17 protein-coding genes and 1 pseudogene are annotated in these 25,204 nt (G+C 61.4%); 10 read left to right on the top strand and 8 right to left on the bottom strand.

All coding sequences use genetic code 11. The annotated features are described in order from the left end of the window. Positions 1-31: 31 nt before the first annotated feature. From E3T48_RS06620 to E3T48_RS06590, 7 genes and pseudogenes are all read right to left on the bottom strand, one after another. Positions 32-1,216, bottom strand: a pseudogene (locus E3T48_RS06620) (M23 family metallopeptidase); the annotation flags it as partial. Between the two features lie 15 nt (positions 1,217-1,231). Then, a complete protein-coding gene (locus tag E3T48_RS06615; protein ID WP_134523129.1) occupies positions 1,232-1,915 on the bottom strand; it encodes a hypothetical protein in 684 nt (227 codons plus the stop codon). A gap of 30 nt (positions 1,916-1,945) precedes the next feature. Next, a complete protein-coding gene (locus E3T48_RS06610; RefSeq protein WP_134523128.1) occupies positions 1,946-2,962 on the bottom strand; it encodes a ParB N-terminal domain-containing protein in 1,017 nt (338 codons plus the stop codon). Continuing rightward, positions 2,962-3,816: a hypothetical protein gene (locus E3T48_RS06605; RefSeq protein WP_134523061.1), complete on the bottom strand. Its 855-nt coding sequence runs from the start codon at positions 3,814-3,816 to the stop codon at positions 2,962-2,964. Before E3T48_RS06605 ends, E3T48_RS06610 begins: the two co-directional genes overlap by 1 nt. A gap of 510 nt (positions 3,817-4,326) precedes the next feature. After that, entirely contained in the window at positions 4,327-4,956 is a 630-nt protein-coding gene (locus E3T48_RS06600; protein ID WP_134523060.1) for a DUF2637 domain-containing protein, read from the bottom strand. Further along, positions 4,953-5,882: a bifunctional DNA primase/polymerase gene (locus E3T48_RS06595; RefSeq protein WP_134523058.1), complete on the bottom strand. Its 930-nt coding sequence runs from the start codon at positions 5,880-5,882 to the stop codon at positions 4,953-4,955. Before E3T48_RS06595 ends, E3T48_RS06600 begins: the two co-directional genes overlap by 4 nt. Next, a complete protein-coding gene (locus E3T48_RS06590) occupies positions 5,882-6,955 on the bottom strand; it encodes an ArdC-like ssDNA-binding domain-containing protein (protein WP_134523056.1) in 1,074 nt (357 codons plus the stop codon). Before E3T48_RS06590 ends, E3T48_RS06595 begins: the two co-directional genes overlap by 1 nt. Positions 6,956-7,380: 425 nt before the next feature. Here E3T48_RS06590 and E3T48_RS06585 point away from each other — a divergent pair, with 425 nt between their 5' ends. The 9 genes from E3T48_RS06585 (at position 7,381) to E3T48_RS06545 (ending at position 17,864) form a co-directional block, all read left to right on the top strand. Beyond that, positions 7,381-7,803, top strand: a complete 423-nt coding sequence (locus tag E3T48_RS06585) for a hypothetical protein (protein ID WP_134523054.1) — start codon at positions 7,381-7,383, stop codon at positions 7,801-7,803. A 67-nt stretch (positions 7,804-7,870) separates the two neighbouring features. Then, entirely contained in the window at positions 7,871-8,335 is a 465-nt protein-coding gene (locus E3T48_RS06580) for an ImmA/IrrE family metallo-endopeptidase (RefSeq protein WP_134523126.1), read from the top strand. Then, positions 8,332-9,354, top strand: coding sequence for a hypothetical protein (locus E3T48_RS06575; RefSeq protein WP_134523053.1), 1,023 nt, complete (start codon positions 8,332-8,334; stop codon positions 9,352-9,354). Before E3T48_RS06580 ends, E3T48_RS06575 begins: the two co-directional genes overlap by 4 nt. Next, positions 9,351-10,502 carry an alpha/beta hydrolase family protein gene (locus E3T48_RS06570; RefSeq protein WP_166789658.1) on the top strand — a complete coding sequence of 384 codons (1,152 nt, stop codon included), beginning with the start codon at positions 9,351-9,353 and terminating at the stop codon, positions 10,500-10,502. Before E3T48_RS06575 ends, E3T48_RS06570 begins: the two co-directional genes overlap by 4 nt. A gap of 116 nt (positions 10,503-10,618) precedes the next feature. Next, entirely contained in the window at positions 10,619-10,810 is a 192-nt protein-coding gene (locus E3T48_RS06565; RefSeq protein ID WP_134523051.1) for a helix-turn-helix domain-containing protein, read from the top strand. A 55-nt stretch (positions 10,811-10,865) separates the two neighbouring features. Continuing rightward, positions 10,866-13,580, top strand: coding sequence for a DNA methyltransferase (locus E3T48_RS06560; protein ID WP_134523049.1), 2,715 nt, complete (start codon positions 10,866-10,868; stop codon positions 13,578-13,580). Then, positions 13,577-15,562, top strand: a complete 1,986-nt coding sequence (locus tag E3T48_RS06555; RefSeq protein ID WP_134523048.1) for a DEAD/DEAH box helicase — start codon at positions 13,577-13,579, stop codon at positions 15,560-15,562. Before E3T48_RS06560 ends, E3T48_RS06555 begins: the two co-directional genes overlap by 4 nt. Next, complete coding sequence (locus tag E3T48_RS06550; RefSeq protein WP_134523046.1) at positions 15,559-16,782, top strand: GIY-YIG nuclease family protein; 1,224 nt, start codon at positions 15,559-15,561, stop codon at positions 16,780-16,782. Before E3T48_RS06555 ends, E3T48_RS06550 begins: the two co-directional genes overlap by 4 nt. Beyond that, a complete protein-coding gene (locus E3T48_RS06545; RefSeq protein WP_134523044.1) occupies positions 16,773-17,864 on the top strand; it encodes a PDDEXK family nuclease in 1,092 nt (363 codons plus the stop codon). The genes E3T48_RS06550 and E3T48_RS06545 overlap by 10 nt, the downstream gene beginning before the upstream one ends. A 169-nt stretch (positions 17,865-18,033) precedes the next feature. On the opposite strand, the gene E3T48_RS06540 is transcribed toward E3T48_RS06545, so the two are convergent. After that, positions 18,034-21,339, bottom strand: coding sequence for an NACHT domain-containing protein (locus E3T48_RS06540; protein WP_241986696.1), 3,306 nt, complete (start codon positions 21,337-21,339; stop codon positions 18,034-18,036). Between the two features lie 291 nt (positions 21,340-21,630). Here E3T48_RS06540 and mobF point away from each other — a divergent pair, with 291 nt between their 5' ends. Continuing rightward, positions 21,631-25,179 (top strand): MobF family relaxase, encoded by a 3,549-nt coding sequence (gene mobF / locus E3T48_RS06535; RefSeq protein WP_478213390.1) that lies wholly within the window; start codon positions 21,631-21,633, stop codon positions 25,177-25,179. Positions 25,180-25,204 lie beyond the last annotated feature (25 nt).

The raw sequence follows: 25,204 nt of genomic DNA, 5'->3' as shown, positions 1-25,204 counted from the left end.
CCGCGGCTCCCGTCATCGCCTCATCATTCGACGGGTTGCACCCGCTGGCGATGCCGCCAGCGGGCTCGGGAAGGTTGGCAGCATCGTGATCGTTGAGCCATCCAGCCGGGTCGATTGCGTCAGAGTTGGTGCCGCCCGGTCGGACCTCGAAGTGAAGGTGGGGACCGGTTGAATGCCCGGATGAGCCAACATCGCCAATGTGCTGCCCAGCGGTTACCTTCTGGCCAACCGTGACGTGGATGCCTGTCTGCCACATATGTCTGTAAGCGGTCGCGACCGTCTGCCCGTCAATGCGGTGCTCGATGACAATGACTCCGCCTCCGGAGTCGGTGTACTCGGCTACGGTGACCGTACCGTCGGCAGCCGCAAGAATTGGCGTGCCGTCGGGCGCTGCGAGGTCGATTCCGGAGTGGAAGCGACGTTCGCCGTTGATCGGATCGATCCTGGGCCCGAAATGATCTGACTGTACCCAGACGCCCTCTGGCAGCGGGAACACGACTCGCGAAGTCTCAGCCGTGACCGTGACCGTGACCGGCTGCGCTCCGCCAGAGCCAGAGCCAGAGCCAGTGGCGCCGGTGAGTGTTGCGAGAATCGTCTCGGCCACAGGTGCGTAGTTGTTGTATCGGTCAGGGAATCCGCTGACCTCGACGGCTTGGGCAGCTTCGCCCTTGCCCATGGTCTGCCATCCGGGAATGTCGAGAAGCCCGCGCGGTGAAGGGTAGTTCGGTCCGGTCGGTCCTCCGAAGAATGCAACGACCTGATACTTAGGGTCCATCAGCTCGGCGACCGTGCCCCATCCTGCTTGCGGGCGCATCTGGAAGAGCCCGAGGCTGTCGTGATCTCCACCATTGCCGTCGTTTGGGAAATTCGCGGACTCCGGGTATGTGCCGGTATTGGCGAGCTGCCGCAGTGTCGACTCGGTTAATGTCGCCATGAGCGAGATCTGGAGAGCGTTACGCGTGACGCCATCTATCTTTGATCCTTCAGTGATGATCGTCACGGCGTGCGTGAGCTGCCGCTTGTTCAGCGTGAACGTCTCACCTGCCGCCGTGGTCACGATGAGCGAGTCCGGCAGGTTACTCACCGAGATCCCCGCACCGGGCGTCATGCAGTACGCGATACCGGCGGGGTTCATCACGAGTCCGACCGTGATGAGGCCCAGTGACGGGGCGAGGCATGTGAGTGCGAGCGCGAGGCCTGCGAGCTTCTTCAACATGATTATTCACCCCCGTTACTTCAGCGGGTTGTCGAGCTGAGAGAGTCGCAATAGGTAGCAGGGGTCTCCGTCGGGCGGGCATGCCACGAACGCGGTGAACGACACCGCAGAGTCCGTGCTGGTGGGTTGGCCATTCCAGATACCTTCACGGTGTCGAGTGCCCTCGATCGTGTACGCCGCGGCACCCGGCGGCAGCTGCCCCGGCCGCGCCTGCGCAACCGCGCCAGCCCAGGCATCGGGGACATACATTGCCTCGATGGTCAAGGACTGTGTTGTGGCGTACCGGCGTAGGTCGACCCAGGCTTCCCGTGTGGGGAGATAGGTTGCGACGTCGGAGGCGAGCCCGGCCTGCTCGGTACCCGATGGGTCGCCGACATCGAGGATGACGACGGTGTAATCCAGCGGCATGAACCCGCTGCCGGTATCCCAAGTGAAGAGTGCATTGGCGACGCTCTGTGCAAACTTCTCGGGATCGCGACTATGCGGAATCGCGGACAATTGCGGTGTCGAAACGGGGGAGGGTACGGACGTCGAGGGCGCAGTCGTGGTCCCGGTCGTGATCGGCTTCGGCGTGGCAGAGTCTTGGTGTCCAGCAACGAGGCCGTAAATCCCGACCACGGCCATGATGAGCACGAGGGCACCTGCAGCAATAAGCGCGATGAGTCGGCGGTGAACACGGGGATCAAGCGAAGACTTCATGCCCACCAGGTGCGCATCAGCCACCGCGCATCAGATCAGTCGCAGCCTCGGACCCTGGTCGCTCGATTCGCTGCCAGTGGCAGTCGACTCTTCTAGGACCGCCCGAATCAGATCGCTAAAACGGATGGCATCGTCGACGACGGTGAAGAACTCCTGGATCTCGGCATCACTGAGTTGCTTCGCAAGTTCGGCCGGGTCGAAATGATCCCACCATCCGGCGAACTCCCGCCACGTGCGAGAGAACGCGCTGGGACGCCATCGCTCCGGCGGCACTTCCTCAGTGTGCACGGCGGGCCGATGCTGTTTCGCTGAACGCTTTTGCATGCCCTTGGCCCGCGCGAGCGCTTCTTCGGAAAGCAGCGCAATGGCATCCACCCGGTTCACATCAGTCGCCATGCTCAGATCACGCATCCGTTCGTATGACGGATGCACCGGGCCGCCCGCCTTGATCAGCTCCAGCTCGATGGCAGCTTGCACCCGCACCGACTCTGGCTGAATGGCGTCGGCGGCAATCTCCTGGAGCCAGGTGATCTTCTCCAGCGTTGTGTGGGATGCGCCGCCGGGGATCATCGTCGCTGCTTGCTTACGTGCTTCGCCAAGCCGCGACGACGGCACCGCAAAATTTGTGTGACCGTCATTGCCTGGCTGGTGCTCGCTGCTGAACCGCGTCGCTTCCTGTCGTCTGGCGGCGTCTTCGGTCATGACTTTCTTGATCTCGCGGTAGAGCGTGGCATTCTCCAATTGGGTGAGCGGCTTGTGGAGCACGTTGTCGTCCTGCTCGGCAAGGAGATGCGCGAGCTGCCCCGAGATGCCGGATCGCACCCACACCTTGACGGTTATCCAGCCGAGGTTCTTGATCGCGGCTAACCGGCGGGCCCCGCACACGAGCACGCCGTCGGGAGTGACGGTGATTGGTTGCAAGAGGCCGTCGCGCTCGATGGAAGCGACGAGCGTATCGATATCCCCGAGGTCGGTGCGATGGCGAATTCCGATCTGGATGGAGGAGACCGCACGATCGAGTTCGATGTGTCCTTGCTCACCGCCCATCACGCACCGCATCCACTCGGGGCGGTCACGACGATGGAAAGGATCAGATCGTCGTCGCGCAGAATCGACTGCACTGACTCGCCGATCACCAGCCGTAGCAGCACGCCGCGGCCTGCCGCGGTCGCTTGGAGCGCCGGGTGCGGGTTCCCGAGCAAGGTCCTGAGTAGCGTCGACCACGAGTCGGCAGGTAGATCGAGGAACGCTCGCGCATGCTTGTCGCGCCGAAGCAACTCATAAGCGGATGCTCGGGATCCGGCCTTCGCGAGCGCAGCGCAAACGTGCTCGATCGAGGTACGTGCGGTGTCGGGCGGCCACCCGAGGCCGGTGAACAACGCGACGCAGTCGTCGACTGCTGCGAGCGCCGAGACCTCTGAGCGTGTCTCGTCAGCGTCCATTTTCTCTGCATCGATGTCGGGCTCGTCGGTGACTTGGAATGCGGGGTGATAGTCCGAGAGGGGAGTCTCGCGATCAGAGATGCGCTCGGGATCGTGAAAAACAGATACGTGTGGACGACGCGCCTGATGCGTGGAGCAGAGCAACCCTTGGCCCCGCTCTTCGGCAATGCAGGTGATCCGGACCGCGTGCGTGATTACCGCCCACGGATCGTTCGCGGTTCGCGTGGACCCGGAACGCATTACCTCGAATGCGGCGCTCGCCGCCTCCCACGGGTCGAGACCGTGTTTGCGTGCGAGGGCTGCGTACTTGTCGGCCGCGTATGCGACGAGGTCAGCGGCAACGCGATCGTACTCCCACGCACGCGTGCCTGCGGCGTGGAGTCGATTGAGGATCGAGCGCAGGCCCTCGCTAGTCATGAAGTCTTCGGCGGCTTCCGGTCGCCTCGTCGTGGTTGTCATGATGGTGGCACCTCCTGGCAGGCAGGTGCGCGCCCACTCCCCGGCTGAGGAGCTGATGGTCGATCGTGGGCTGCGCATCATCGGCTGACAGGTCCAAACCGGGTCAGGACATCCCGACCGCGCCCCGATCCAAACTGTGCCGTCCGCTCTGCCGTCCGCTCTGCCGTCCGCTCTGCCGTCCGCTCTGGCGTCCGAACGCCGACACGGGCGGCAGCCTCTTCGCACGCACCGACATCGCACGGGTGCTCGAAGAAGTAGCTTGCCGGACACGTCGGGCAAGCTCCGCCTGCAAGTCGATTCCCGCCCCAGCGACTCGGGAGCCGCTGCGGACGAGCAGGTCGGTGGGGCGCACCCACTCCACCCCGCGCCCGTATCGGGCAGCCGGATCAACTACCCGGTGGAGCCGCGACCTGTCGGTAACCGACGCTTCGATCGCATCCGGTGTGCCAGTTGCCCCGGTGATGTCACCGCTCAGCGCATCGGAGCGTCGAGCGTCACCCTCCTCAGCCTTCATGCGTGGTCCTCCACTTTCGTTGTGTCGTTATTGAGGTGCTCGGCTGCGAACCAGCGGCCCACCGTCGAAGGGTGCACGCTCAGCTCGCGGGCAATTTTCTTGTTCGACCAACCTTCATCACGAAGCTTGGCCGCGTGTGTCCGACGGCCCGGGTCGGATTCGACGCCTTCCACCAGGTCGAGGTCGCCGTTCGCGACGACGGTTGCCAGAGTCTCGGAGGCGAGGTCGGACCGGGTGAGGATGACGGTGAGATGGGTGATAGCCAGCAGTACGACCGGCGGCACCGCCGCAACCGCCGCAGCCAAGACGCTAGGTACGTCGGCATCGGCGGCAACCACAGCATGAATGGCGTTGGCAGCGACCGAGACGACCGCTCCGCCAATGAGCAGCGCCCAGGGGTACCAGGCTGCGCGGCTCCCCGCGAGAGCGACCACGGCGACCGTTGCGACGACGATAATCCCGTCGACAATCAGCGGCCAAGCCCAAGCTTGCCCGGACCCGATACCGGAACGGCGAGCGAGGTCGGCAAGTGAAGTGAACGATAGCCAGAAGGCACCTGCCGCGATGAATACGGTCCCCGCAACCGCAGTGACGACGGCCCACCGCCGCCCATCTATGCCGCTCATCGCAGCACCCGAGATTGTGAGGCGGCGGGCGGGGGACGATCGAACGGCGCTGTAGTCGGGCTCTCGGCCGATGCGCTCATCGAAGCACCATGAACCGTTCGATATGCAGAGCGCACCGTCGTCAGGATCTCGCGTTCCGAGAGCCCCGCGTGAATACCTGCACCAGTCAGCGCATCAAGCGCATCGGTGCCTGCGATGTCGTGTTCGGCCATCTTGCAGGCGGCCCAGAACAACCCGTGGTTCCGTTCGCCCTTTGGGCGTCGGGCGACCCAGCCCGCGAGTCGACCGACATCCACCGTCCGATCCGCGGCACTGGTGAAGGCGCCGGACGGCATGACGGGTCTGGGATCAAGAAAGTCCCTCAGGCGTTCCGAATCCAACAACGCAGTTGCTCCAGGGTTCACCTTCTCGACGATGTAGGCCGCAGGGTTCCCGTGGATGGAGCGACGTGACGGAGGCACGATGATGTACCCGCCGTCACCCCGGAAATCGATCCCCGCGCGCGCAGCCTGCCACGACCGATGACCCCCGGCGGAATCGGCCGGGAAGTACGCGTGCATTCCGCCCGAAGGCGATCGCACGAGGACCTCCCACCCGTCGACGAGCCCTGCACGTTGTGCTCGTTCGAACGCGGGATATCCGGTCACGGGGCCGTGCACGTCGATATCAACGACGACGACACCGGAGGCGACGCCAGTCGGGACTCCGACGTTTGAGCTGGGCATCAGAGACCACCATTCTTCGACCTGCCGAAGGCGTGTGCTGGCATCGCGGAAGCCGTGCTTGGTGAGTGGCCTTTTCCCATCCGACGCGACGGGAAAGACCGGAATGCCTGCTGCCGCGTATGCCATGGCCGCCGCGCGGGGCGCCCATCGAGCGTCCGCCCGTAGTGCCGTATCAACAAATGCACCGTGCTCGGCAGGCATCAGAGACTCCTCGTTGCAGCGAGGGTCGATGCAGGATGGGCGACTTCATACATAGCCACAGCTCGGCGTTCTGGCGCCACCCGTTGCGCCGGGTCAAGGTCGAGGCCCAGGGGAGTGCCGTTGCCAATCTGAGTGGTGTCGAGCTGTTCGAGTATTCGCAATGCCGCTGCTCGCACGCGCTCGCCGGTGGCTTTGACGACCTCGACGGGTTCTTTCCCGTCGACCTGCGCTGCCCACGTCGCAACGTAGGGGATCGTGTAGCCCGCGGTATCCATCCCGTGCGCGGCGCCAATCATCAGGGCCACTGACTCAGCTTCGACTTCACCGATCCCGCGATGCTGGCGGGCCTCGGGCTGATCAGGTCCGTGCATGAGCACGTGGCCAAGTTCGTGAGCGAGGGTCTTTGCCTGGGCCGCGGGATCCATGTTCTCCCTCACCGACACTGTCTTCGCGCCGTAGTCGGTCATACCGTTCGCCCCATGGATGGATGCCTCGTCTGGAACACGAACCAGGTCGAACCCCGAGGCATACACCTGGGCGGCGAGTCCTTCCCAGAGCCCGGCCGGAGCTTCACCTTCGAGCAGTGTTGGCGCCGGAGGGGAGGGGAGCGGATCGCCCGCAGTCTGGGAAGCATCCCACACGTATGCGGGCCGCACGCCGATCATCTTCGACCGAGCAACCTCGCCCGGCTTCGGCTTCTCGGACCGGTTCAGTCGCCGCCACGACGCCGGATCAGACGGGTTCGCAGATGCGAACCGGCCGGTCACCGGCGCGAGGATCTGGTACCCCGGCTGCCCCTTCTGCACCTGACGGCCCAGCTGCTGCCACTGCTTGTACCCGGCGACGTACGACGGCATAGGCGAGGGCACCAGTTTGGCGTCGAAAGCCGCGGCGTGTTGGATCCAGATCAGCAACGTGTTGTTGAAGGATCGCGCTCGAAACCGGGCCGCGAACGCCAAGGCCCGCGCCCAGTCCTCACCAGACACCAGTTGTTCGACCGCGTCCGTCAATTTCTCGTGCAGCGCGTCGAGCTTCGCATCCTGCGAGGCTCGGCCGTCCTCCGTTGATGCCATTGTTGGCCCTCCTCCCCGGCGTGCCACGGCACGGGTGTGCATGGCGATACACCGTAGAGGTGAGCGGGGAGGCCCAACAGATCGAGCAGGACGACAGGACGAGGCCATCTCAACAAGCAGAACCCGGCCGTCAGCGCGCATGACATGGACCACGCAGTCGGAGGTCAAGTTCGGGTTGGATACCGTTCACCTTCCTGGCTGGAAGCGCAGCGACAGCGGCGCCTTTTGACAGAGCTGCCCTCTTCGAAGGTTTCCGTTGAGCATGCTCAAATGCTTGAGAGTTCCGTTCTAACACCATCGTTGAGCATGCGCAACCCTTGATTTGAGCATGCCCAACGGCTATATTGAGCATTCTCAACACCCCGTTGGGGGCAACCCAACGACGGTGCCTTACCTCACCCGAAGGGAAGGGTGATCACACGAAGATGACCGAAGACGAGAACAAAGCAGCGGCGCTGGATCTCGCGAAGCGACTGCGGCTCCTGCTGGACGTCGCGATCGCCGAGTCCGGCTCCGAACCGACCTACTCGCAGATCGCGGCCTACCTCGATCAGCGTGGAACTAGTTTGTCGAGGTCGCGGTGGACCTACATGGTGAACGGCCACAGGTACGTGCAAGACCCCGCGGTTTTCAAAGGGTTGGCAGCATTCTTCGACGTGGATGCGGCCTTCCTCGCGGGGGAGGACGGCGTGGCTATTCCCGCCAAAGTGAGTGCGCAGCTGGATCTCGTGCGTTCGATGCGAGCGGCCAAAGTGAAGTCGTACGCGGCCCGCACGCTGGGGGATATTTCCCCGAAGGCTCTCCAAGCGATCAGCAGGTTCCTGGATGAGGAAATGACACACAGCTGAGCAGTAACGGTGCCGCTCTACATGGAGCGGGCATCGACACATGCTCCCGGAGGAGGGCGACCACACCGTGAATATCGAACAGACCGTGTCGACGGCCGTCGCGAGCCTCGCGCTGGGTAACGTTTTTACGTTCGATGACTTGGTTCGAGCGGTGCAGGATCGTCGGCAGCGCACGCTCCGCGTCGTCGAACTCGCGGATCTCGGCGACCACGACGGCATCTGTGCGGTGTGGCTGATCACGGAGTCTGAGGATCTCGTCCTCCACGCTCACAGCGACTCGGTTCTGCATCGTCAGCAGTTCGTCCTCCATGAGTTTGCCCATATGCTCCTTGGCCACGGCCAGGGCGACGAGTGCTCGGTCGAGGACGTCTTGCTCCCCGACATCCCAGCGCACACGCGGGGACGCTTACTCGCGCGGCAGGATCTCGATTCCGACCGCGAGATTGCTGCAGAGTCCGTGGCAGATCGACTCGCCGCCTCGATCCGCGGATCGGCTCTCGCGGAATCTCGCTACTTGGAGATCTTCGGATGATCCAGACGCCCGCCGCGGTACTCATGTGGGTACTCGTGGCGAGCCTTCTCATCCTGCGGCGCAGGCGCACGGAGCGCAGCATCACGTACGCCGCGCTCACCATTTCCGTCGCGATGACCCTCAACGTGGACGAGATCTACACCGCCGTCGATGCAGTCCTTGGGGCGACAAACATCGCAACACTTCTCGCGGACGGCGCGTTGATGATCGGACTCTTCTTTCTCGGACGAGGGGTCATGAAGGCCGGAGAGTATCGCCCCGGACTGGTGCGTATCGCTCTGGGGCTTCCGGTGCTCCTCCTCGCACTCCTCGGGATCACGATCACTTTCCTGCTCATTGATCGAGGGGCGACGACAACGACCTTCATGAGCGACCTCGGAGCGCAGCCAGCTGCGGCCGCCTACTCGATAATTGACTTCACCTACTGCGGAATCGTGGTCGCAGCGATGATGATTCTCGCGGGAGGGCAGTATCGCCACAGCAATGGGGCTCAGCGCATTCCCGCAGGCTTGCTGCTTGTCGGATCGACTCTCGGAGTCGCACTGTGCGTGGTCGTCTTGATCATGGATGTCGCACATGTCATTGGCAACCTCGATCTGATGGATGCCGTCGCCGTGGCATACGGACCTCTCTACTTGCTGACGTTCATCTTCCTGTGTGCCGGTTTGGCCGGGCAGCCAGCCGTCCGCTATGGGCGCGACCGTGCGCGGGGTGTGAGAACTCGTGGTCTGGTGACGCAGCTGGAGCCGATGTGGCGTCGGGCGACGCTCGTTCGGCTCGGATTGAGCCAGACGGATGCCTCGGTCGCCAGCATCGAAGACCAGGAGACGCGCCTGCATCGAGAGATCGTCGAAATCCGAGATGCCATGATCGATCCGCGCGTCTCGTTTGAGGTAACCAGTCACGATCGAGCCCTGCTGGGGCGAGCTGAGGATCACCTCCTGGGGCTCAACAAACGTGGGGCGCAGGCAGCGGCCGCTTCTTCGACTCGCCGAGGATCCGAACGAGGGCACGCATGAAACGCGCGCTGGCCGTGGGAGCGGCATTCCTCACTGCATCCGGGTTGGGACTCGGTTGGGTCATTGCTCGACGGTTGACGGCATCGGCAGGCCCGAGGCAATTCGACCTTGTCGTCCGTGACGTGGAGCGCGACGCCGATCGCCGCTTGATCGTCCTGGATCGCACGGCCCAGACGATCACGGATGGTATCTACAACCTGTGGTTCGAGAACGGCGGCTGGGCTCAGCTCTCTGCCGAAGTCTTCGATCGAGGACCGGCCCGGATCGCACGGGCCATGACAAGCTCTTCTCCCGGCTTTTCCCCATCGGCTGGCGATCGCGCCTCATGGAGCGGGATCTACTTCGCGAACCCAACTCACGCTGGCCTTTCCGCGCGAGATGTCGCGATCGACACCGTCGGGGGAGGCGCTCCAGCTTGGCTCGTGGAGGGGAAGGGCGACCGATCGACTTGGGCGATCCACATTCATGGCTTGGGGAGTCCCCGAGCGGGAACACTGCGTGGTGTGCAGATCGCTGCGGATCTGGGCTACACATCGCTCGTCATCAGTTATCGGAACGATGGAGGAGGGCCGACGGCGGGATCTGGCCGGTCGTCGCTTGGGGTCACGGAAGTCGAGGATGCCGAAGCTGCGGTGCACTACGCGATGCAAAACGGAGCACAACGGATCGTTCTTTTCGGGTGGTCGATGGGCGCCACGATTGCGCTTCAACTCGTCGACCGTGCGCGCTACCACGGCATAGTCGCGGGGGTCGTGTTGGAGTCTCCGGTGCTCGACTGGGTCGCAGTGATCAAAGCCAATTGCGTTCGTAGCGGGCTGCCCGCGGCAACAGGAATCCTTGCTATCCCGTGGCTCGCGCTCCGCCCGCTGTCTCACATGGTGGGCCTGCCAACGACCATCCCGCTTCGGGATCTTGATTGGGTCGAACGCGCAGCAGAACTCACTGTGCCCACATTGATCATCCATGGGACCCGAGACGACTCCGCTCCGATTCGGGTATCGCAAGTGCTTCACGACCTGCGCCCCGACCTCGTTGACCTCGAAGTCTTCACAGCTGGACACACGCTGTCATGGAACTCCGACCCCGAACGCTGGCGATCGACGGTCACCGAGTGGCTTTCAGCACACGTCAACTCTGACGGCCGCTGAGGTCTGCGTCTCATCGCGCGAGGCCCCGGATCACGCCCGCATAAACCCGGCTCAAAAGGTACAACTCCGGTATCATCGGGAACGTCGACCCGCACGGGCCGAGATGGAGGACTGATGTGACCGAACCGTGGCTGTCAGCTGACGACATCGCTGTTCATCTCGGCGTCACCAAGGACACCGTCTACACCTGGATCGCCGAGAAGGGCATGCCTGCCCACAAGATCGGGCGGCTCTGGAAGTTCCAGGCGAGTGAAGTTGACGACTGGGTGCGTCGAGGCGGGGCTGCAGCGCCGGAGGCGAGTGAATGATCTCAGCAATGTCAGTGGTCCCTGGTGTGATGAACCTCATGAAAGAAGGCCTCCCTTGGTAAAGCTGAACCTCAAAGCTGTCGAGGATCGAGTTGCACCGCTTGGAGGTCATGACTCCTACGGCCGCGAGTTCATTTTCGATCTGCTGCTCGCGTATGGGAAGCCGCAGGGCAACGTCACGCGTCTGCGCCATGGTTCGCTGAATGTCGCCGTTGATCCAGAGGCCGAGGTGGCGCAGAAAAACGTCGTCTATTTCAAGGAGACACCCGGCGACCCGCTCGCGGTGATCGACGAGCTGAAGACTTCACCGGCGGTGGTGCGGTTTAACACCCGGTTTGTGATCGTCACCGACTACACAGAACTGGTCGCCACGGACACGAAGACCGGTGAGACCATCGGCTTCCCAATTCGGGAGATCGACCAGCACTTCACGTTCTTTCTGCCTTGGGCAGGCATGGAGAAGGCACAGTATGTCGCCGAAGCCCACGCCGACGTTAAAGCTGCTGAACGGATGGGCAAGCTCTTCGACGAGCTGCTTGGCGCAAACCCCGGCCTACTCGAAGCACCGAACGGGCGACACTCGCTCAACATCTTTTTCACCCGGCTGCTCTTCTGCTTCTTCGCCGAAGACACTGGAATCTTTGACGACAACCAGTTCACCAACGCCGTCGGCTCCCACACGCAAACCGACGGGTCGGATGTCGCCGAATTCCTAACTGATTTGTTTACGGCGCTCGACACAGAGCGTGCCGAGGACAAGCCCAAGCACCTGGCTGCGTTCCCGTACGTCAACGGGCGCCTTTTTACGATGTCGTCCGAGCAGTTCGTGCCGAGATTCACGAAGAAGGCTCGCGAACTGCTGGTCGAGTCGGGGACGCTGATCTGGCGCGAGATCAACCCCGACATCTTTGGATCTATGTTCCAAGCGATAGTTACCCCGGGTAAGCGCAGTGACCTAGGTCAGCACTACACGTCGGTGCCGAACATCCTCAAAACCATCGAGCCGCTCTTCCTCGATGAACTCAAGGCGCAGTTCGACACCGCGTTCGACTCCGCCAAAAAGCTCGAAGCCCTGCTGACTCGCATCAGCGCGATCAAGGTATTCGATCCCGCGTGTGGATCAGGCAACTTCCTCGTCATCGCGTACAAGGAATTGCGCCGCGTGGAGCACGCGATCCTGGAACGACTCGCCGACCTCGATCAGAGACATCAGGTGCTTTACGCTGAGTCGAAAATCAACATCGAGAACTTTTTTGGCATCGAAATCGACGACTTCGCAGTCGAGGTCGCAATCCTCTCCCTGTGGATCGCGAAGCACCAGATGAACAGTGAGTTCAAGGACAAGTTCGGTGTATCCATCCCGCTCATCCCGCTGAAGGAGACCGGGCAGATCCAGCAAGGAAACGCCACCCGCGTTGACTGGAATGTGGTGTGCCGTAACGACGGCGGCGAGATCTACCTGATTGGGAATCCACCGTACGCGGGGGTAAAGGAACAAAGCAAGGATCAGAAATCTGATTTCTTTCCTGTGTTTGGCGCGCGACCGTTCTCAAAAAAGCTGGATTACGTGTCACTCTGGTTCGTCAAGGGTGCTGACTATATCGAAGGTACTCGCGCAAAACTCTCATTCGTCAGCACTAACTCAATCGCTCAGGGCGAGCAAGTCGGACTCATGTTCCCGATGATCTTTGCAATCGGAATCGAGATTGGATACGTATACACCTCGTTCAAGTGGGAGAACAACGCCAAACGGAATGCTGGTGTGACTGTCGTGGTGGTTTGCCTGCGAAACAAAGAAAGCTCCGGCAAGTACATTTACGCTGGTGGTCTCCAACTAGAGGCGCGAAATATCAACGGCTACCTTTCGGACGGTGACAACGTCTTCGTGCTGCCTCGATCAAAGCCGTTGTCAGAGCTGCCGCCCATGACCTTCGGGTCCAAAGGGACGGACTGGGGAAATCTGATGCTTGAACCGGAGGATCGCGGGCGCCTGCTCTCCAAGCATCCAGAGGCGGAACCGTTCGTTCGAAGAATATTGGGTTCTGTTGAGTTCATCAATGCTCAAGATAAGTACTGTGTTTGGGTATCTGATCGCGACTACCAGCTGGCGAAAAGCATCCCGGAGCTGAGCGCTCGGTTCGAACGTACTGCTTCCATGCGTGCCGGCAGCGCAAAGGCAGCGACCAAAATTTTGGCTAAGGTTCCATACCGCTTCGGCGAGGTTAGATACAAGCCCACCGAGGCCATCATCATGCCGAAGGTTTCTTCTGAGCGGCGGGAGTACATCCCGGTTGGCTATCTCGATGCGGATACCGTCATCAACGCGTCCGCCTTTGGAATTTACGATGCGGAGCCATGGGTCCTTGCACTTATGACCTCTCGCGCCCATGTCGCATGGACCGGGGCGGTCGGTGGCCGGATGCGAGAGGACTACCAGTACTCGAACACGATCGTCTACAACAACTTCCCGGTGCCGCCCCTTTCGGATGCGGTGAAGGAACAGCTCACTATGGCGGCGTTGCGAGTACTGGATGTGCGCGACTATCACTGCGAGCAGACCCTCGCCACGCTGTACGATCCCGACCTCATGCCTGCCGATTTACGTGCCGCGCATGCGGCCGTGGATGAGCTGGTGGACTCGATCTATTCCAAGCGCGGATATGAGACCGATGAACAGCGTCTCTCAGATCTGTTCGCTATGTACGAGCGTATGACCGCCGAGGAGGCTGCGAAGGCCCCGGCGAAGAAGACCAGGGGCATAGGCAAATGAACGCGATCAAGAAACCGGTCAACATCGTTGATGTGACCTATGCCCGCACGAAGGCGTCGGTCAACATCGACTCGATGGGTATGCGCGAGATGCAGCAGCGCGTCTTCGCGAAGCGCGACGCCCAGCACCTCCTCGTGAAGGCACCACCTGCGTCGGGCAAGTCGCGTGCGCTCATGTTCGTCGCCCTCGACAAGCTCTACAACCAAGGCCGCAAAAAGGTCATCGTTGCCGTCCCGGAACGCTCGATCGGGGCATCGTTCTCCTCAACGAACCTTACGAAGTTCGGGTTCTTCACCGACTGGGACGTCAAGCCCAAACACAATCTCTGCGACCCGGGCTCCTCGCAGGGCAAGGTCGGTGCGTTTATCGACTTCCTGAACGACTCCTCTGCCACAACGCTGGTGTGTACGCACGCAACATTGCGGTTCGCATTCGAGAAGCTTGCTCCCGCAGCATTCGACGGCACGGTGCTTGCGATTGACGAGTTCCACCATGTCTCCGCCGACACCGAAACCAATCGTCTCGGTGCCCTGCTCCGTGAAGTTATGAATGGCTCCGACGTGCACATTGTCGCGATGACCGGCTCCTACTTCCGCGGTGACTCGGTGCCGGTGCTCTCGGCTGAGGACGAAGCGCGCTTCACGCCGGTCACGTTCAACTATTACGACCAGCTCAACGGGTACGAGTACCTGCACTCGCTCGGCATCGGTCACCACTTCTACCAGGGTCGCTACACCGACGCGATCGGTGAGGTGTTCGACCTTGATAAGAAGACGATCGTGCATATCCCGAACGTGAACTCGGGCGAGTCGACCAAAGACAAGATTGAAGAGGTCGGGTTCATCATCGACTCGATTGGTCACGTCGAGTCCACCCACCCCGACACTGGGATCATCAGCATCCGCCGCAACGACAACGGTGAAATCCTTCTTCTCGCGGATCTGGTGGATGACACGGATCAGAAGAAGCGTGCCGACACCCTGCACTACCTCTCTACGGTCGCATCCAAGGACCGTGATGCGGTGGACGTGATCCTCGCGCTCGGTATGGCGAAGGAGGGGTTTGACTGGCCGTTTGCCGAGCACGCGCTCACGGTTGGGTACCGGGCGTCGTTGACTGAGGTGATCCAGATCATCGGTCGTGTCACCCGGGACAGCGCGGGCAAGGAGCATGCGCAGTTTACGAATCTGATCGCTGAGCCTGACGCCTCCCAGGGCGAAGTGAAGGTGTCTGTGAATAACATGCTCAAGGCGATCACGGCTTCGCTGCTGATGGAGCAGGTGCTGGCACAGAACTTCACGTTCAAAACCAAGCGCACCGGCGACGACGACGCACAAGCGCCAGGTGTCATCAAGATCAAGGGCTTCAAAGAACCCTCCACTGAGCGGGTCAAGCAGATCATCGAGACTGACCTCAACGACCTGAAGGCAACGATCCTGCAAGACGACACGTTCGCGAAAGCCGCAGCGGGCTCGGTAGATCCCGAGACGACGAACAAGGTGTTGATCCCGAAGATCATCCGTGAGCGGTATCCAGAGCTGGATGAGTCGCAGGTTGAGGAGCTACGTCAGCAGGTTGTCGTGGACTCGGTGATAAAGAACAGCGAAGTTCGCGAAGTCGGCGACAAACGGTTCATCAAAATGGCCGAGAAGTTTGTCAACATCGACGACATCAATATCAACCTCATCGACTCAGTCAACCCGTTCCAGCGCGCCTTCGAAGTGTTGTCGAAGTCGGTCACGCCATCCGTGCTGCGGATCATCCAGGACTCCATCACCGCGACCCGGGTGGAGATCACCGAGGAAGAAGCATTAGCGGCCTGGCCAAAGATTCAGCAGTGGGCGAAACTCAACGGTCGCCCAAACGTGCGTTCTGAGGATCCGACGGAGAAGCGGTACGCCGAAGTCCTGTTGTTCCTTCAGCGTAAAAAGCAGGAGCGCGCCGCCGCGCAACGAGCTACTGAAATGGTGGATGAAGAATGAGTGACGGGATGAGCATCGGGCCGGTCGACTTCGCGTTCCCCACAAACATTGACGCGATCCTCGATTCCGATGTTGACGGTCTCCTCGATGCCCCTGAAAAGGCAAAGAAGGTCACCTCGGCGGACCGGCTGGAGCGCGCGTTCTTGGAGATCGTAGAGTTCCGCCGCTCGCACGGTCGTGTCCCGGATCCGCAGACCCGCACGATTGCGGAACGCAAGCTTGGCGCCCGTCTCGACGGGATCCTCGCAAACGACGACAAGATTGCCGCGCTGAAGCCGCTGGACGACGAATTCGGTCTGCTGGAGGCGCCCGAGGCTCCTGTCTCGCTCGATGATCTCTTGGAAGGGGATGACCTCGACCTGCTGGCCGATGAGTCTGGGCTGCTCGATGTTTCGGATCTGCCTATCCGCAAAGCACCGAGCGAGATCGATTCGGTCGCGAAGCGGAAGAAGGCTCAGGACTTTGACCAGTTCGAGCATCTCTTCAAAGATAAGCACACGGAGCTTGCCGAGAAGACGATGCGGCTCGCACCATTTAAGGGCCTCCGCACGGTGACTGAGGGACGATTCTTCGTCCTCAATGGAGTCATGCTGTTCGTTGCCGAAGTCGGTGAGACTCGTGAGATGGTCGTTGGAGGCAAGGCCGAGCAGAAGCAGCGTCTGCGCGTGATCTTTGAGAACGGCACCGAGTCGGCTATGTACCGTCAGTCCCTGTCGATCCGTCTCTTCGAGCAGGACGGTCAGGCGATCGTCCAGACTGGGCTGAACGATGACGAGGTGCTTGACGGTGACGATGTCGCGAGCGGTTACATCTACGTACTCCGCTCGCTCAGTGACGACCCGAAGATCTCTGGCATGGAGCACCTGCACAAGATTGGATTCTCCCGTGGCGCTGTTGATAAGCGGATCCAGAATGCGGAGAAGTCACCAACGTACTTGATGGCACCAGTCGAGGTGGTGGCGACCTACCAGACGTACAACCTCAACGTTGTGAAGTTCGAGAACCTCCTTCACCGCGTCTTCGCGGAGGTTCGTCTCGATCTCACGCAAATCGACCGAAAGGGCCGCGACTACGACCCCTCAGAGTGGTTCGTTGTCCCACGTTTTGTGATCGACCAGGCCGTCGAGCTGATCGTGTCTGGTGAGATCGTGGACTACGTCTACGACGCCCAGACCCAGCGGCTCGTCGGGCTTGGCCGAGGAGAAGTGACATGGCAGTAGAGATGGGCCTTTGGCGAGCTGACGGTGACAAGCTGAGCCGCATCGTGCCGACCGCGATCGGTCTGGAGTCGCAGCTCGAAACCTACATCGAGTCCGATCCGACCATGCTCGGCGAGACTCTGCTCATCATCGGCAGGCAAGTTTCCACCGCCCACGGCGGCTTCATCGACCTGCTCGCTCTCGACGAGACCGCGGCCGTGCATGTCATTGAACTCAAGCGAGACAAGACTCCACGCGACGTCACCGCACAGGCACTCGACTACGGGTCGTGGGCATCCACGCTCGGACGGGCTGACATCCAGACGATCTTTGAGACCTACAGGCCGAAGGTTGCGCTTGAGGAAGCATTCACGGAGTGCTTCAACGAGACGCTACCCGAGGAGGTAAACGCTTCTCAGGTGTTCACGATCGTCGCAGCAAGTGTTGATCCCGCGACCGAACGAATTGTGCGCTTCCTCAACGAGGACTTCGGCGTGCCGATCAATGTTGTTTTCTTTCGCCACTTCACTGACAACGGAGCTTCTTACCTGGCCCGCACCTGGCTCGTCGAACACGATGGGCAGACGACGGCGTCGACTGCTTCCTCGTCTCGGAAGGCAAAAACCCGCGAACCGTGGAACGGCTCCGACTGGTACGTCTCCTTTGGAGAGCATCCCGGTGGGCGTCAGTGGTCAGACGGCAGGAAATACGGCTTCGTATCTGGCGGTGGCGGCAAGTGGTTCTCGCAGACACTCAAGAACCTGACCCCGGGTGCCCGCGTCTTTGCCTGTATCCCGAAGGTGGGTTACGTGGGCGTGGGAACAGTGACGGGCGAAGCGCGACGCTTTGATGAGGCCGTCGTGAACAAGGATGGCGTGGAGATCCCACTGAAGGAGTTGCCCCTTGAAGGTGATTACCGGCATGAGGGCGGCAGCGATGACCTCGTGGCCGAATGGGCTGTTCCTATCGATTGGACCCATACGGTGCCGAGCGAACAAGGGTTCTGGAAGGCTGGAATGTTTGCGAATCAGAACACAGCGGCCAAGTTGCGTCAGCAGTTCACGATCGAGCAGGTCAGTGCGGCCTTTGGGCTCGACGACTGAGGCGTGTCGGCTCAGAGGCACAGGTCGAGTTCTTCCTCTTTAACCCTTGCGAGGACTCTACGGACCATTCCGGCGGGTGCACTGGCAGCGCGCCGCTGTCTGTGTCGGAGGCCGTCGTGTCCATGACGGCGAAGTTCGCAAGCGAAGAGCTACGGTGCAATCTCATTGACTATCTTTCGAACCAGCGATTGCTTGTCGCAACCTCCGCGAGTGGACGGGCACGAGCGGCGGCACGTGACCCGAGTTTGTCCACTGCGATTTGCACGAGGTCGGCAGGCCACTCGCCGGGGCTTTCGAGGATTGACTGAGCGGTCTTGATTGGCATGGTGACGAGGTGTGCCGGATCTGCCCAACCTCCAACGGGCATCGAGAAGCGAGCACCGAAGAATGTTTCTAGTTTGAGCTTTCGAGTCGACCTCGCCGCGTTCACGACCGCTCGTCCGTCGTAAGTTCCGGCCAGAAACACGTCGCGGATCTCAGGCTCGAGGCGGGCTGGTATGCGCTCGCGTGTTGAATCAGACCCAATGATCCATGCCAGCCAAAGTGCCCTGCCTGAGAGCGAGACATGTTGCAGGCGGAGTGCTTCGCTTAAGTCGAGAGGCCGTACCCGGCGAGCGGCGGCATCACGGTGGAGTGCGCGCTCAATCGCGCGGAACATCTTTGGACCGACGTTGGCAAGTGCTGACTCCAGGTTCGACGCGAGCACCATGATGACGTTGCTGCGTGCTGTGGTGAGTAGCGCGATGATCATCAGCGCAAGCGATGTCTGGTCGGTCTTCTTCTTGAGCTTCTCCTGCCACCAATCAGCATCGGCCTTATGGGTGCGATAGTCGGCCTCGACGTGCCCGGCGCGAGTCAGAGCATCGTTCTGGGTACGCAGCGCTATCAACGCGAGGTCCACGGCGTCGGGGGTCATCGAGACAGCCCGCCGGAGCACCCATCCGTCGCCCCAGATATTCGCGATCGCAGTAAGGTATTCGAGCCAGTCGTTGTCCGTTTCAACGCGAGAATGATCGGTTCGAAGTGCACGGGTGCCTTCTAGAACTCGAACAGCAAGCTCGGACAGCCTAGACGTCCTGACCGCGGGTATCTGAGTAGTCACAAACGGCCCAGCGAGGACGTCCGCCGCGCAGGAGACGAGCACCGCGGCGTCGGTTCCCAGGCTGAGTCGCTCTGCTGTCTCGGCGTAGCCCTGGTTCAGGCTACGAACTACCGAATGCGCGATCGGATCGTCGTTGTCGTCGTAGCCACCGTTTAGCAGTAGCTCAGCAGACCATTCCGATAGGTCTGCCGAGGCGTCCATAACGTCGCGAAGCCTGCCAATCCGATCAGCTGAGAGCCCCGAAAGGACGCCCAGATGAGAAGCTGTCTGTAACCACTCGTCGGTTGGCTTGAAATGTTCCCACCACCAGCCCGAGAGGTCGTCCTCGGCTACTCCGTGCGCATGGAGACTTTGCTCAGCTAATGAACGAACAGATCCGGGCGGCGCCTCCAATACGCGGCTTTGGAGATGGGCCACGGCTTGCGCCCGTCCCGCGTCTTCACCAAGGCGAAGCGGGGTCCCGGCCGGATCCAGCACGCCGTCTTCCGCAAATACGATTCCTGGCCCGCCAAGCGCGAAGTCGACGATTTCGCCTATCTCGACGGTCGTAAGCCTGTCGTAGATGCGATCGTTGAGGAGCGTGACCGCCATTGAACGAATCAAAGGATGCGGTTCTACGCGTTTCTCTACATGACGGAAATTCCCGCTTAATCCTCGGACTTCGCCGCGTGCAAGATTTCCGATGAAGAACCGGCATACATTCGCCCAGTATGGGCGCTCCAGCAGAGCATTGAGCCCGTCGTCTCGCGAGTTTCCGTTTCCTTTAGGGGTCAGGTTTTCAAAGATGTGTAGTGCGGCGAAGTACTCGCGAAGAGACTGTACTTCAAATTCGAAAGCGTCCTCCCGCTCTACCATGCACAACACGCGATCTGTGATTGCGGAGTAGAGCTCGTCAGCGAGCTCTTGCGCGCGCGGACGTCCTGCAAGGTAGGCCTGAAGTAACGCTCGGAGTTCGTCGCGCTTGATAGATCCGGCGCTCTGACCTTCTTCGGCTTTGGTCTGCAAGTACCAGCCGAGGTATGCGTGTGTTTCTTCCACAACTCTGCGCTGATCAGCTAGCAGCGGTTCCTTGTCTTCGCCTTGTTCTCGGTCAAGGAAGGTCTTCAAGTACTCCGCATAAAGATCCGTCCTTTGTTGTGGTAATAGCTGGCGACGGTAGAGGAGGTGGAGCAGGATGGCCAGTTGCATCGGGTAAGACGCGAGTTCGTTGACGTGAGCTACATGCTGACTGTCCATGAATGTCTTCTGCAGCTTGGTGGTCTCCTCCGGGGTCAGCCGTGATACCTCGCACCATTTCTGTAGATATTGAAGCCTGAGTCCTTGAGTAAGGCGTTGCAGATGAAGAACCGGGAATGCATTTGATGCCGTCAGCGGCTGCAACGAGGTTCCAGGGCGTGTTGCAACGAGGATCATGAGATCCGCGGCATCCGCCTTCAGACGACCCCGCATCTGTGTGATCTCACTAACTACCCGCTCTCGTGTAGGGAGGCTTGCAACTTCATCTAGCCCGTCGAGCGCGAGAAGCACTGGCTCAGTGGCGAGCAAAAGCGCTAAATCACGAGCCGAGAACTCGTTAGCTCCGATGTGCCGACGGATGTCTTCGATCACATACTCTTCGAGGCTCCTCCAGTTATCGGCGAGGTTGGTCGACTCCTGGTTCTTCCGCTTCTTCTTCGGAGCTAACGGCGATGGCGACTGAGTCGCCCATTCTGCATACCTGCGCAGTTCAACCCGTAATGGGAACCGAGAGGTGGCTCTCATACGAACGAGTTCGGTTGGACCGGCCGTGTAGCCGTCTTCTCCTAGCTTTCTCGCCCGATGGAACTGGCACACGTACTGCAAAACGGTGGACTTTCCTTGACCTGGACCTCCTACAAGGACCGCGTGACCTTTCCAATCGGGATGTAACAAGGCTTGCGCTGCACCGGTCACGACAAGACCTGAGTCTCGTTCAAGAGTTTCAGTGTCACCCGGCGCAGATGCCGCTATCTCCCCGAGCAATTTCGCTAACTCGGACCCATCGCGCCGACTGCCAACAGGTACATCGACGAACATGGCGTCCACGGACGGCCCTCGGAGATCAACCTGTTGGAACTGTACGGAGCCCTCAGCTGCGAATCGATCGCCCAGGTATGCGCGAAGCGTTCTTTCGAGTTCCGCTCTGCGAGATTGGTTTTTCTCGTGCCTCTTCTTAATCTCAATAAGCGCTTCAACGGTGTATCCAGCGCCGCCCATCGTGTCGATCATTGTGTGATGGGTTGGGCACATCAATACAAGGTTGTCGTACCCATCGACATCGACATATTCCCGGTCGTAGCGCGGTCCACCCGCGCTACGCGCCCGAATATGTGCTTCCTCTCCGATGACCTTCACGGTCGAAGAGCCGTCCTCGGTAGGCGTATCCAAGGTAAGCGCTTGCAGGCAGCTGGGGAGGGCGCATTGGTCATGCGCGCGAGACCATAGAGTCTTTCGCGCAGAGTCCTTGATGCCCATCTGTCTCCTGAAGTCGATGCAACCTCCATCCTCTCAGGTTGCTCCGACATCCACTCGTTGGCACTCCCACAACTCCTAGACCCTTGAGCTACCACGCCTCTTGCAGATCGAGGTCCTTGCCTCCGGCGGCGGTCGCTCACCTCCTCGATGAGCGAGGGGAGGTGGGCGGCTGTGACGGTCTCGATGCGTGTGATGTCGGCTGGCGACGGCTACAAGTACCTCCTGAAGACCGTCGCCGCTGGAGACGGCGAGCGATCGCTCTCGACTCCACTGACGAGGTACTACGACGCCGACGGCACTCCACCGGGACGATGGGCTGGCAGCGGCCTGCCGGGTCTCGGGGGAGGACAGCTCACCGCGGGCGACCAGGTCAGCGAAGCCCAACTCCAACTACTCGTGGGTATGGGCCGGGACCCGATCACCGGCGAACCTCTTGGCCGCGCTTACCCCGTCTACACGACGGTCGTCGAACGCATCGAGGAACGCGCAGCCGCACTCGATCCCGCCCTTGGCCCGGCCGAGCGAGGCAGCGCGATCGCGGCAATCGAAGCTGAAGAAGCCCAGCGAGGTACGCGCCGCGCAGTCGCGGGCTACGATTTCACCTTCTCGATTCCAAAGTCTGCATCGGTCCTGTGGGCAGTAGCCGACGCGGGGACGCAATCCCTAATTGCTGACGCACATCATGCCGCGGTTGCGGAGATGGTTGCATTCATGGAACGTGAGGTTGCAGCCACCCGCACCGGTGCAACCGCTGGCGATGGCGCTGTCGCACAGGTCGACGTACGCGGGATCATCGCAACGGCCTACGACCACTACGACTCGCGTGCTGGCGACCCACACCTGCACACTCACGTCGTCATCAGCAATAAGGTTCAAACCGTCCTCGATGACAAGTGGCGAAGCCTGGATGGGCGCCCCATGCATGCTGCGGTCGTTGCGCTCTCGGAGTTACACGAGGCGATCTTCGCGGACCACCTGACGCGGATGCTCGGTGTGGGGTGGGAGCCGCGCGAGATGGGCCGCGACCGCAATCCTGCCTGGGCGATCAGCGCGGTACCGGAGGAGCTGGTGGCAGAATTCTCGACGCGCGCTCGTCATATCAACGTTGAGACCGATCGGCTGATCGCGGATTACCTCGCTGAGCATGGGCATCGTCCCTCTCCGGCAACGATCATGAAACTGCGCGCCCGAGCGACTCTGTCGACGAGGCCGGAGAAGCAAGTTCATTCCCTGACCGACCTCACGACGGAGTGGCGGCGACGCGCAGGGCGCATCCTTGGAGCCGACGCGACGGAATGGGCCCTCACCATCGCTCGGCACGCTGCACCATTGCTGCTGCGTGCCGATGATCTTCCGCTGGATGTGATTCGATCTATCGGGCAGAGCGTCGTCGCGGCGGTGGGGGAGAAGCGTTCGACGTGGCGGCGATGGAACCTCACTGCGGAAGCCGCACGCCAGACAATGTGCTATCGGTTCGCCACTGCAGAAGATCGAGAAGCCGTCGTTGGCATGGTCGTTGACGCCGCTGAGTCAGTCTCGCTTCGCCTCACGCCGCCGGAGCTGGCCTCCAGCCCCGCGGTCTTTCGGCGCGGCGATGAGTCGTCAGTGTTCAGGCCGAAGCACTCGACCGTGTTCTCGTCGGGCGATCTCCTTGCGGCGGAAGACCGACTCCTCAAACTCGCCAACACGAATACGGGCCCGTCGGTGGCGTTGGCCACGATTGAGCAGATCACGCGGAAGCCAGATCGTGCGGGCCGGATGCTGGGGGAGGATCAAGCCGCAGCGCTGACGCGTATCGCTGTCTCAGGCCTTGTCGTCGACGTCCTCGTCGGCCCTGCCGGGGCGGGCAAAACAACAGCGATGCACGCGCTGCGACGCGCATGGGAAGCCGAGCACGGCACAGGCAGTGTGGTGGGCCTGGCGCCGTCCGCCGGTGCCGCACAGGTACTGGGCGATGATCTCGGGATCACGACAGAGAACACCGCGAAGTGGTGGCAGAACCACCTGACAACCGGGGAGACATTCCGCGTGGGACAGCTCGTGATCCTCGATGAAGCATCCCTCGCTGGCACTCTCTCACTGGACCGCATCGCTGGACTCGCCGCCGACGCAGGCGCGAAAGTGTTGCTCGTCGGTGATTATGCGCAACTCCAATCTGTTGACGCAGGTGGTGCGTTCGGGCTACTCGTTCATACCCGCGGTGATGTCCCCGAGCTCGTCGACGTTCACCGCTTCACCCACGAGTGGGAGAAGATCGCCTCTCTTGGCCTGCGCCACGGCCACACGGACGTCATCGACACGTACGACGCCCATAGTCGGGTGCGCGACGGCGGTACAGAGGAGATACTCGACGCGGCCTATGACGGCTGGCGCGTTGACGTGCTCGCAGGGAAGGCGACCGTGCTCGTGGCGGATTCGAACGAGTCCGTCACCGCACTGAACAACCGGGCGCGTACTGACCTCATTCTCGACGGAACAGTCGTGGGTCCTCGCGAAGTCGAACTCCACGACGGCACGCGGGCTGCGATCGGAGACAGCGTCATCACTCGCCGCAACGACCGGAGGCTGAGGACGAGGCGAGGTTGGGTCCGCAACGGCGACCGATGGACCGTCGCGGACGTCCGGACCGATGGCTCGATGCTGGTGCAGCGCGCAGGACGAACTTGGGGTACCACCGTTCTGTTACCGGCCGACTACGTCACAGAGCACCTCGATCTCGGGTACGCGGTCACGTCGTACCGCGCTCAAGGCATCACTACTGACACCGCACATGTCCTCGTCGACTCTGGAATGACGCGCGAAAACCTCTACGTTGCGATGACCCGGGGGAGGGACGCGAACGTCGCGTATGTCGCCGTAGACAAGCTTGACGCCACTCACGAAGTGCCGCACCCTGGCGACAACGACGAGGCGACCGGTCGTAGTGTTCTCTACGGCGTGCTTCACCATGTCGGAGCAGAACTCTCCGCCCACGAAACGATCGTCTCCGAGCAGGAGTCCTGGGGATCGATTGCCCAGCTCGCGGCTGAATACGAGACCATTGCCGCAGCCGCGCAGCGCGATCGCTGGGCGGCGCTCATCAGTTCATCGGGCCTCACCGAAGCCGAGGCGGTGGAGGCGATCGAATCCGAATCGTTCGGACCACTGACCGCGGAGCTACGACGCGCCGAGGCGAACCATCATGACGTCGATGCCCTGCTGCCGCGACTGGTTCGAGCCCGCGGCTTCAAGGATGCCGACGATATCGCCGCCGTCCTCCATCACCGTGTCGCCGCAGCATCCGCTCGTCCCGCCGGATCGGGGAGGGCGCGTAGATCGCCGCAACTCATCGTCGGGCTAATCCCCGAAGCATCCGGGCCTATGAGCGACGACATGCGCTGGGCACTCGACGAACGACGCGACCTGATCGAGCAACGTGGTGACGCGGTGCTCGACACCGCGCTTGCAACTGGCGCACCGTGGATCGCTGAGCTGGAGGAGGTTCCCACCGGTTCCAGACAGGTCGCAGCCTGGCGGAGCTCTGCACGAGTGATCGCGGCGTATCGGGACCGCTACGGCATCACGGACTCGTCAGTGCTCGGTTTGCCGCCAGAGTCCGTGGCGCAGAAGATCGACCGTGCAAGAGCCGAAGCGGCGCTACGTTCGCTCGCTCGCGAGGGGCAGCAGCCTGACGCACCGACCCCGGCGCCCACGCGTGACCCCCGCGGGCTCACGCTTTGACGGCGCGCAGCAGGGTCGGCTGCAT

Origin of the sequence: Cryobacterium fucosi, assembly GCF_004403515.1 — a bacterium.
Classification (GTDB): Bacteria; Actinomycetota; Actinomycetes; order Actinomycetales; family Microbacteriaceae; genus Cryobacterium; species Cryobacterium fucosi.
This window is presented reverse-complemented; position numbering and strand designations above follow the sequence as displayed.

Excerpts from the sequence above, each read along its gene's own strand:
- E3T48_RS06615 (WP_134523129.1), bottom strand. The coding sequence starts at position 1,915 with ATGAAGTCTTCGCTTGATCCCCGTGTTCACCGCCGACTCATCGCGCTT.
- E3T48_RS06610 (WP_134523128.1), bottom strand. The coding sequence starts at position 2,962 with ATGGGCGGTGAGCAAGGACACATCGAACTCGATCGTGCGGTCTCCTCC.
- E3T48_RS06605 (WP_134523061.1), bottom strand. The coding sequence starts at position 3,816 with ATGACAACCACGACGAGGCGACCGGAAGCCGCCGAAGACTTCATGACT.
- E3T48_RS06600 (WP_134523060.1), bottom strand. The coding sequence starts at position 4,956 with ATGAGCGGCATAGATGGGCGGCGGTGGGCCGTCGTCACTGCGGTTGCG.
- E3T48_RS06595 (WP_134523058.1), bottom strand. The coding sequence starts at position 5,882 with ATGCCTGCCGAGCACGGTGCATTTGTTGATACGGCACTACGGGCGGAC.
- E3T48_RS06590 (WP_134523056.1), bottom strand. The coding sequence starts at position 6,955 with ATGGCATCAACGGAGGACGGCCGAGCCTCGCAGGATGCGAAGCTCGAC.
- E3T48_RS06585 (WP_134523054.1), top strand. The coding sequence starts at position 7,381 with ATGACCGAAGACGAGAACAAAGCAGCGGCGCTGGATCTCGCGAAGCGA.
- E3T48_RS06575 (WP_134523053.1), top strand. The coding sequence starts at position 8,332 with ATGATCCAGACGCCCGCCGCGGTACTCATGTGGGTACTCGTGGCGAGC.
- E3T48_RS06570 (WP_166789658.1), top strand. The coding sequence starts at position 9,351 with ATGAAACGCGCGCTGGCCGTGGGAGCGGCATTCCTCACTGCATCCGGG.
- E3T48_RS06555 (WP_134523048.1), top strand. The coding sequence starts at position 13,577 with ATGAACGCGATCAAGAAACCGGTCAACATCGTTGATGTGACCTATGCC.
- E3T48_RS06550 (WP_134523046.1), top strand. The coding sequence starts at position 15,559 with ATGAGTGACGGGATGAGCATCGGGCCGGTCGACTTCGCGTTCCCCACA.
- E3T48_RS06545 (WP_134523044.1), top strand. The coding sequence starts at position 16,773 with ATGGCAGTAGAGATGGGCCTTTGGCGAGCTGACGGTGACAAGCTGAGC.